This window comes from Selenomonadales bacterium (genome assembly GCA_017442105.1).
Taxonomy (GTDB): domain Bacteria; phylum Bacillota; class Negativicutes; order RGIG982; family RGIG982; genus RGIG982.
The window spans coordinates 1-8,285 of the sequence record JAFSAX010000151.1 but is presented as its reverse complement, the minus strand read 5'-3'; the positions used below and the strand labels follow the sequence as shown (position 1 = coordinate 8,285).

Here is an 8,285-nt window from a genome sequence, read left to right as displayed (position 1 = left end):
CGAAGCGTAGGAGCATACAAATTTGTTGCTTTCATTCTGTCCAATCCCTCCATCAAATCCTGTTATAAAGCTATAACAGGAGTATTATACCACATTTCTCCGTCAAAAAAAAGCGATCCGATCGTAATCTGCCTAAAAAGAAAAGCACTGTACGCTTGGTACAATGCTTTTGGCTTTCGTTATTTTTCTGCGATCGCACGGTCTATCTCAGCAAAAAGTGCTTCGACAAGCTCCGCTTCGGGCACCTTGCGAATGATCTCACCTTTGCGGAAGAGAAGGCCTTCGCCTTTGCCGCCCGCGATACCGAGATCGGCTTCGCGCGCTTCACCGGGACCGTTGACGACACAGCCCATGACTGCGACATGGATCGGTTTTTTGATAGATGCAAGACGTTTTTCGACCTGCATCGCAATGGACGGCAAGTCTACACAGCATCTGCCGCACGTCGGACACGATACGAGCGTCGGGCCGTATTCGCGCATACCGAGCGATTTTAAGATCTCGTTACCGACTTTGACTTCTTCGACAGGATCGCCTGTAAGTGAGATTCGGAACGTATCACCGATCCCTTCCGCGAGCATCGCACCGATACCGACAGCCGACTTGATAACGCCCGACTGTACCGTGCCTGCTTCGGTCACACCGAGATGAAGCGGATAGTCGACCGTCTTACTCATCAATCGATATGCCGCAAGGGTAAGCGGTACATCGTGTGCCTTGAGCGATATCTTGATGTCGGTAAAATCCTCATCTTCCAAGATGCGAATGTGTTCGAGCGCACTTTCTACCATCGCTTCTGCTGTGACACCGCCGTATTTTTCGAGGAGCGGTTTGCTGAGCGAACCTGCATTGACACCGATACGGATCGGCAGATTGCGTTCTTTGGCCGCTTCAACGACAGCTACGACACGCGAGCGGTCACCAATGTTGCCGGGATTGATACGAAGTGCATCGACACCGTTTTTGATCGCGGCGAGTGCCAAGCGATAATCGAAATGGATATCGGCGATAAGCGGAATGGTGATACCGCGCTTGATCTCACGAATCGCTTCTGCCGCTTCCATATCGGGAACGGCAACGCGCACAAGATCACAGCCTGCTTCTTCAAGTCGTTTGATCTGCTCGATCGTTGCTTTGGCATCCTGCGTTTTCGTATTCGTCATCGACTGCACCGTAATAGGCGCACCGCCGCCGATCTTGACCGAGCCTATTTGAAGTTGTTTCGTTTGTTTGCGAATCATCGTTTGCACCTCGCTATAAGTTAAATCGAGCCACATCTTTGATCGTTGCATAGATCATCAAAAAGAGGATCAGCGCAAGGCCAATAAATTGAATGATGTGGAGCGGTTTCGCACCGAGTGCTTTTCCGCGAATACCTTCTACGATCAGCGTCACAACATGACCGCCGTCGAGTGCAGGTATCGGCAGCAAGTTGATGATGCCTAAGTTGATACTGAGAAATGCCGCAAAATTCAACAACGGCAATATTCCGAGCGATGCTACCTCACCCGTCATCTGTACAACACCAAGCGGGCCCGAAAGCTCAGCCTCAACCTCACCTGTCACCATCTGCTTAAGACCTATTATCATTCTCTCGATGATCGAGATCGTTTTATCGATCGCCATGACAAACGCATCGGGTGCATCAAGATACTGATGTTCAATGACAGGCAGTGCCCCGATCAAATATCGTTTGGTACCATGTTCCCATTCAGCCGTTACCATCGTCGCATCGAGTACCCCATCACGCGTAAATGCGATCTCGATCTCTGCCTGCTGTGCATCATGGATCGCATCAACGACACCTTTCCAATCATGGACGAACTTGCCATCGACTTCTACGATACGATCACCCACTTCAAGGCCTGCCATGATCGCAGGCTTATTGTCGATCAGCTCACCGATAACAGGTTCGTTTGACGGCAGATTCACCCCTGACGACATAAGTACGATAAAGAACAAAAGCACAGGCAGAATAAAGTTCATGATAGACCCTGCCGTGATAACAAGCATACGCGCCCAAAGCGGTTTGGACAAATACGAACGTTCGTCCAATTCTTCTTCCGGATCCATGCCCGATATCTTATTAAATCCGCCGAGCGGGATCATGCGCAAAGAGTAAAGCGTTTCACCTTTTTGGAAGCCAACGATCTTCTTGCCGAATCCAAGCGCGAATTCTTCTACTCGCATTCCTACGGCTTTTGCCGTTATAAAATGTCCGAATTCATGGACAAAAACGAGCAAACTGAATACAAATATCGTCGCAATAGCTGTAATTAACAAAAGGTGCCCTCCTTTTATTTGTCTTTTATGTTATCTTGTACGAATCGGCGCGCCCACGCATCTGCTTCGAACAGATCATCGAGCGTCGGATTCATGACGACCTCGTGTGCTTTCATCGTCATGTCGATCAATTCGTAAATATCGATGAATCGAAGTTTTTTCTTAAGGAACGCATAGACCGCTTCCTCGTTCGCCGCATTGAATACACACGGCATCGTTCCGCCGATCTTGCCTGCATCATACGCGAAGCGAAGTGCGGCAAACGTCTCCATATCAGGCTCGTGGAACGATAAATCCTTCATCTGATAGAAGTTCATTTTCGGGAACGTATTGTGTACGCGCTCAGGATACGTCAGCGCATACTGTATCGGAAGTCGCATATCGGGAAGTCCGAGCTGCGCTTTGACCGAGCCGTCTTTATATTCGATCATCGAATGAACGATACTCTGCGGATGTACGACAACTTCGATCTGATCGTAGTCAACACCGTAGAGCCATTTTGCCTCAATGACCTCGAGCCCTTTGTTTGCAAGAGAAGCCGAATCGATCGTGATCTTCTGTCCCATCGCCCATGTCGGGTGTTTGAGGCAATCTTCCACCGTTACATTTGCCAACTGTTCGCGTGTCCAGCCGCGGAACGGACCGCCCGATGCTGTCAAAAGCAATCTCGACACGCCTTCGGCAGGTTCGCCCTGCAAGCATTGGAACAGTGCGCTGTGTTCGCTGTCAACAGGCAGAATTGCCACGCCTGCTTCTTTTGCCTCGCGCATCACGATCTCGCCTGCCGCAACAAGCGTTTCTTTATTCGCAAGCGCGATGTCTTTTTTCGCACGGATCGCCGCGATCGTCGGACGAAGTCCTGCGAAACCAACAACTGCCGTTACCACGACATCTACTTCGGGAAGCGTGACTGCCGTAAGGAGTGCCTCTTTCCCTGCGAGAATCTGTGTTTCGCCGTGATATTTCGCCTTCAATCGTTCTGCCGCTTCTTCATCTACAAGAACGGCAAGCGCGGGGCGGAATTCTTCTATCTGCTCCATGAGCAGATCATCGCTGCCATGCGCCGTGATCGCCACCACTGAAAATCTGTCGGGGTGATTGCGCACCACGTCAAGCGTCTGTTTACCGATCGAACCTGTACTGCCAAGCAAAGCTATCTTACGCATAATATGCCTCACATTCTACTGCTGTAATTTTTACAGAATAAACAAATTCATGAAAATATATACGACAGGAGCAACGAACAAGATGCTGTCGAAACGATCGAGAATACCGCCGTGCCCCGGCAGAAGTGTACCCGAATCTTTTACTCCCGTATATCGTTTGTACGACGACTCGCACAAATCACCAAGCGGTGCTACGATACCGACCAAGAAGCCGAGCACGATGCCGTCAACGATCGAAAACCCGAACAGCGAACCGAAATACGCCATGCAGACCATACTTCCGATAAGACCGCCGATCGCCCCCTCCAGGCTCTTGCCCGGGCTGACGACAGGACAGAGCTTATGCGTACCGATCGTCTTGTTAAAACCCGTACCTACAAAGAAAGCAAACGTATCGCTTGCCCAGGTACCGATGAACGCCCAGTATACTGCCGCTTCACCCAACTCCATCATACCAAACGGTGTAGCGATCATCTCTGTGCTCATCTCACGAAGAAGGAGCAGGAACGCAAACAGGTATCCCACATACAGCACACCTGTCGAAAAGAGCGACATACGAACAGGATTCAAGCGTTCGTCCGAAAAGATCATCTGACAGATCCCTGCCAGCACCGCAACAGGAAGCACATACGACAGAGCCGTCATGCCACCGAAAAACGCAGCTGTCAAGAACGCCACGATCGTTACAAGTCCCGTCTTATACGGGATCTCTATTTGTTTATTTTTAAACAGCCGACAAAATTCTTGCCAAGCCAAAATAGCCAACACCAAAACCGACAACCAAAGTGCCCATCCACCGATGTGGATCACACCGACTGCCGCGATAATACCGATAATACCGGTCACAATTCTTTTAGCTAACATATTCTGCACCCAGTCTATTTATTTTTGAGACCGCCGAATCTGCGATCACGTTTTTGATATTCCAAAATCGCCTCGAGTAATACCTCCGAGGTAAAGTCAGGCCAATTGATGCCTGTAAACCAAAATTCTGCATACGCCAGTTGCCATAACAAGAAATTACTGATGCGAAGATCTCCGCTCGGGCGGATCAACAAGTCAGGATCGGGAAGTCCTCCCGTATACATACGGTCGGAAAGCATCTTTTCCGTGATATCTTCTACCTGAAGCGTGCCTTCTTTTACTTCCTGTGCGATCTTTTGCACAGCCGATACGATTTCTGCACGACCGCCGTAATTGACCGCAAGATTGAGCACGAGCCCCGTATTATTCGCCGTTTTTGCCTCTGCCGCCATCATCTTTTCATACAGTGCAGGCGACAATTCTTCTGTTTTCCCAATGAAACGAACCTTCACTTGGTTTTGGTGCATCTCTTCAATATTATTGTCGAGATATTCCCAAAAGAGCTTCATCAAAAAATCGACTTCCTGTGCCGGACGTTTCCAGTTCTCCGTCGAGAACGCATACGTCGTCAATACGGACACACCAAGTTCCGCCGCAGTACGCACGATCGAACGAAGTCTGTCGGCACCCGCACGGTGGCCATAGCTGCGCATCATACCGCGCTTTTTCGCCCAGCGTCCGTTACCGTCCATAATGATCGCAATATGCTGCGGCATCGGTTTTTGTTTCACTTGTTCAACCAAAGAGAGATTGACCGAATCTTGTTTTGCAGTCCCCAGCCATTTTCTCCACATATCGTATCCCCCGCTCAATTCATAAGAAAGTAAACCCCCTCTTGCGAGGGGGCCTGGTTCATCAAGGAGCTTCAATCGCACCCATCGGGCAGCCTGCAGCGCAAGCACCGCATTCTACACAGTCTTCAGAGATAACATATTTACCGTCGCCTTCAGAAATTGCACCAACCGGGCAAGTTGCTTCGCAAGCACCGCAGGAAACGCATTCATCATTGATTTTGTAAGCCATGATCTTACACCTCCTTTCTCATTTTGGAAGCCACGACAAACAGATATCGGCCATCGGCCTCTACCGTCTGTCGCACAATATATAATCGCTCGGAATCCAAGCGAAAATACCTGGAAATCGCATCTGTTTTGATCACATCATAGTTTGCACCGTTCTCTTTGAGCTTCGGCTCTACAAGCGACCATTCACAACCAAGATAATTACAATCAGTCATTATACTTCCATAACTTCTTTTTCTTTTGCTGCCATTACTTTGTCAGCTTCTTTGATATACTTGTCCGTCAATTTCTGCATATCATCTTGTGCTTTTTTAAGCTCATCTTCCGAGATCTCTTTCGATTTCTCGAGTTTTTTAAGAGCATCGATCGCATCACGACGGATATTACGAATACCTACACGGCCTTCTTCCGTTTTCTTGTGAACGACTTTTACGATCTCTTGACGACGTTCTTTCGTCAACTGCGGGATCGACAAGCGGATCATCGTACCATCATTGACAGGATTAAGACCAAGGTCGGATTTCATGATAGCGCGTTCGATATCGCCGATCATATTTCTTTCCCACGGCTGGATCGTGATCATACGCGGTTCCGGAACACTGATGTTCGCAACCTGATTGATCGGCGACGGCGTGCCGTAGTAATCTACTGTAATTTTGTCGAGAAGTGCAGGCGTTGCACGACCTGTACGGATCGAAGCGAACTCACGACGGAGCGCATCGATCGTCTTTTTCATCTTATCTTCATGCGATGCAAAAATCTCTTTTACTGCCATTTATTTTCCTCCTACAACCGTGCCGATCTCTTCACCGAGCGCAACACGATAAATATTGTCTTCACCATCGATATTAAATACGATGATCGGAATATTATTATCCATACACAAGCTGATCGCAGTCGAATCCATAACAGCCAATTTTTTCTGGATAACATCGAGATAGTTCAAACGGTCGAACTTCTTCGCATCCGGATTCGTGCGCGGATCGCTGTCGTATACACCGTCAACGCCTTTTTTCGCCATAAGGATCGCATCTGCTTCGATCTCAGCCGCACGAAGTGCAGCCGTTGTATCCGTCGAGAAATACGGATTGCCCGTACCTGCCGCGAAAATAACAACACGCTCTTTTTCCATATGACGGATCGCTTTACGACGAATGTACGGTTCTGCTACCTGACGCATCTCGATCGCCGTCTGTACACGCGTTGCCACCCCACGATTCTCAAGCGCATCCTGAAGAGCAAGCGAGTTGATGACCGTCGCAAGCATGCCCATGTAATCGGCCGTTGCACGATCCATACCTTTCGAGCTGCCCGAAAGACCGCGCCAGATATTGCCGCCGCCGTTTACGATAGCAACCTCAAGACCGCTTTCCGTTACTTTTTGGATCTGTGCTGCCAAGGCATCTACTACATGCGGATCGATACCGAATCCCTTATCACCCGCAAGTGCCTCCCCGCTCAATTTCAGAACAACACGTTTATATTTACTTTGTGCCGCCACTATTACGACCTCCACTTCCATCGTTCATCTATTCCTATATTATTTCTACACAAGCACTCCGTTTCCTCTTTTTTTCAAGGAAAAACACTCATCTATATTGCATCTTGCATAAAAAATCTCTCTTATTTTTATATCATAAAACAGCCTCTCTCGGCAAGCGAAACGATAAGATAATCACGCTTTTTCACATAAAATTTTCCTATCATATCATAAGCGATCCTGCCTACTTGAAGCATACTCTCCACGGCATAAAAAAATCCGCAAACAATACTTGTTTGCGGATTTTGTGCCGATTATCAGCCTTTTGCAGCAGCCATAACTTCAGCAACGAAGTCATCCTGTCTTTTTTCGATGCCTTCACCCAACTGGAAGCGTGCGAATTCAACGATCTCAGCGTTGTTAGCAGCAACCAATTTAGCGATCGTGAAGTCCGGATCTTTAACGAACTCTTGATCGAGCAAGCATACTTCTTTGTAGTATTTCTGAATGCGACCTGCAACCATTTTTTCAATGATTTTTTCCGGTTTGCCTTCGTTACGAGCCTGTTCGGAGAGAACAGCTTTTTCGTGTTCGAGTTCAGCCGTCGGAACCTGTTCGCGGTTCAAGTAGCTCGGGTTTGCAGCTGCAACGTGCATAGCGATGTCTTTACCAAGTTCAGCGTTGCCGCCTTTCAAGTTAACGAGAACGCCGATTTTGCCGCCTGCATGGATGTAAGCGGAAACAAGGCCTTCTTCAACTTCGTAACGAGCGAAACGACGAAGAGAAATGTTTTCGCCGATTTTTGCGATGCTTTCCGTTACCAATGCGCTAACCGTTTTGCCTGCTTCGATTTCGGATGCGTTGAGTGCATCGAGATCAGCCGGAGCCGTTTTAGCGATGTGAGCGGAGATAGCGTTTACCATCGTCTGGAAGTTGTCCGTTTTTGCAACGAAGTCAGTTTCGCAGTTGATCTCTACGATTACACCGACTTTATTGTCTTCGCTGATGTAGGATGCAACAACACCTTCAGCTGCAACGCGGCTTGCTTTTTTAGCAGCTGCTGCCAAACCTTTTTCACGAAGGAAGTCGATTGCTTTATCCATGTCACCATTCGTCTGCGTCAATGCTTTTTTGCAGTCCATCATGCCTGCGCCAGTACGTTCACGCAATTCTTTTACCATACCTGCTGTAATGCTCATGAAAATTGCCTCCTCTAATTATCGTATCGTATGATTGAGAAAAGGTAAGACGGACGCCTTACCTTTTTCACTTATCTGATTATTATTCAGCAGCTTCTTCTACTGCTTCTACTTCATTGATTGCCTGACTAAAGAAATATACGCCGACTTTCAATCCTGCATTCGTCGCTCCCTTAATGTTCTGACGGAATTTGTTATCTTCTACCAAAGAACCTTGTGTTGATCCTCTAAAACCAGTACGAATAATAACATAGGACACTCCGGAATTCTT

11 protein-coding genes are annotated in these 8,285 nt (G+C 48.1%); all 11 read right to left on the bottom strand.

Going from position 1 to position 8,285, the window contains the following annotated elements; translation table 11 throughout:
* Positions 1-179: 179 nt before the first annotated feature.
* A complete protein-coding gene (gene ispG / locus IJN28_06030; GenBank protein ID MBQ6713325.1) occupies positions 180-1,241 on the bottom strand; it encodes a flavodoxin-dependent (E)-4-hydroxy-3-methylbut-2-enyl-diphosphate synthase in 1,062 nt (353 codons plus the stop codon).
* A 13-nt stretch (positions 1,242-1,254) separates the two neighbouring features.
* The gene (gene rseP / locus IJN28_06025) at positions 1,255-2,283 is read right to left on the bottom strand and encodes an RIP metalloprotease RseP (GenBank protein ID MBQ6713324.1); all 1,029 of its coding nucleotides are present in this window, start codon (positions 2,281-2,283) and stop codon (positions 1,255-1,257) included.
* A gap of 14 nt (positions 2,284-2,297) precedes the next feature.
* Complete coding sequence (locus IJN28_06020; GenBank protein ID MBQ6713323.1) at positions 2,298-3,449, bottom strand: 1-deoxy-D-xylulose-5-phosphate reductoisomerase; 1,152 nt, start codon at positions 3,447-3,449, stop codon at positions 2,298-2,300.
* A 30-nt stretch (positions 3,450-3,479) separates the two neighbouring features.
* A complete protein-coding gene (locus IJN28_06015; GenBank protein MBQ6713322.1) occupies positions 3,480-4,313 on the bottom strand; it encodes a phosphatidate cytidylyltransferase in 834 nt (277 codons plus the stop codon).
* A gap of 14 nt (positions 4,314-4,327) precedes the next feature.
* Positions 4,328-5,107, bottom strand: coding sequence for an isoprenyl transferase (locus IJN28_06010; protein MBQ6713321.1), 780 nt, complete (start codon positions 5,105-5,107; stop codon positions 4,328-4,330).
* A gap of 61 nt (positions 5,108-5,168) precedes the next feature.
* Entirely contained in the window at positions 5,169-5,336 is a 168-nt protein-coding gene (locus IJN28_06005) for a 4Fe-4S binding protein (GenBank protein MBQ6713320.1), read from the bottom strand.
* A 4-nt stretch (positions 5,337-5,340) separates the two neighbouring features.
* Positions 5,341-5,550: a hypothetical protein gene (locus tag IJN28_06000; protein ID MBQ6713319.1), complete on the bottom strand. Its 210-nt coding sequence runs from the start codon at positions 5,548-5,550 to the stop codon at positions 5,341-5,343.
* Positions 5,550-6,110, bottom strand: a complete 561-nt coding sequence (gene frr, locus IJN28_05995) for a ribosome recycling factor (GenBank protein ID MBQ6713318.1) — start codon at positions 6,108-6,110, stop codon at positions 5,550-5,552. Before frr ends, IJN28_06000 begins: the two co-directional genes overlap by 1 nt.
* Positions 6,111-6,857 carry a UMP kinase gene (locus IJN28_05990; GenBank protein ID MBQ6713317.1) on the bottom strand — a complete coding sequence of 249 codons (747 nt, stop codon included), beginning with the start codon at positions 6,855-6,857 and terminating at the stop codon, positions 6,111-6,113.
* Positions 6,858-7,132: 275 nt separating this feature from the next.
* Entirely contained in the window at positions 7,133-8,014 is an 882-nt protein-coding gene (locus IJN28_05985) for an elongation factor Ts (protein ID MBQ6713316.1), read from the bottom strand.
* An 82-nt stretch (positions 8,015-8,096) separates the two neighbouring features.
* The coding region (locus IJN28_05980) for a hypothetical protein (protein ID MBQ6713315.1) at positions 8,097-8,285 on the bottom strand (189 nt) is incomplete at its 5' end.

Coding starts and splice junctions, on each gene's coding strand:
- ispG (MBQ6713325.1), bottom strand. CDS start 1,241: ATGATTCGCAAACAAACGAAACAACTTCAAATAGGCTCGGTCAAGATC.
- IJN28_06020 (MBQ6713323.1), bottom strand. CDS start 3,449: ATGCGTAAGATAGCTTTGCTTGGCAGTACAGGTTCGATCGGTAAACAG.
- IJN28_06015 (MBQ6713322.1), bottom strand. CDS start 4,313: ATGTTAGCTAAAAGAATTGTGACCGGTATTATCGGTATTATCGCGGCA.
- IJN28_06010 (MBQ6713321.1), bottom strand. CDS start 5,107: ATGTGGAGAAAATGGCTGGGGACTGCAAAACAAGATTCGGTCAATCTC.
- IJN28_06005 (MBQ6713320.1), bottom strand. CDS start 5,336: ATGGCTTACAAAATCAATGATGAATGCGTTTCCTGCGGTGCTTGCGAA.
- IJN28_06000 (MBQ6713319.1), bottom strand. CDS start 5,550: ATGACTGATTGTAATTATCTTGGTTGTGAATGGTCGCTTGTAGAGCCG.
- frr (MBQ6713318.1), bottom strand. CDS start 6,110: ATGGCAGTAAAAGAGATTTTTGCATCGCATGAAGATAAGATGAAAAAG.
- IJN28_05990 (MBQ6713317.1), bottom strand. CDS start 6,857: ATGGAAGTGGAGGTCGTAATAGTGGCGGCACAAAGTAAATATAAACGT.
- IJN28_05985 (MBQ6713316.1), bottom strand. CDS start 8,014: ATGAGCATTACAGCAGGTATGGTAAAAGAATTGCGTGAACGTACTGGC.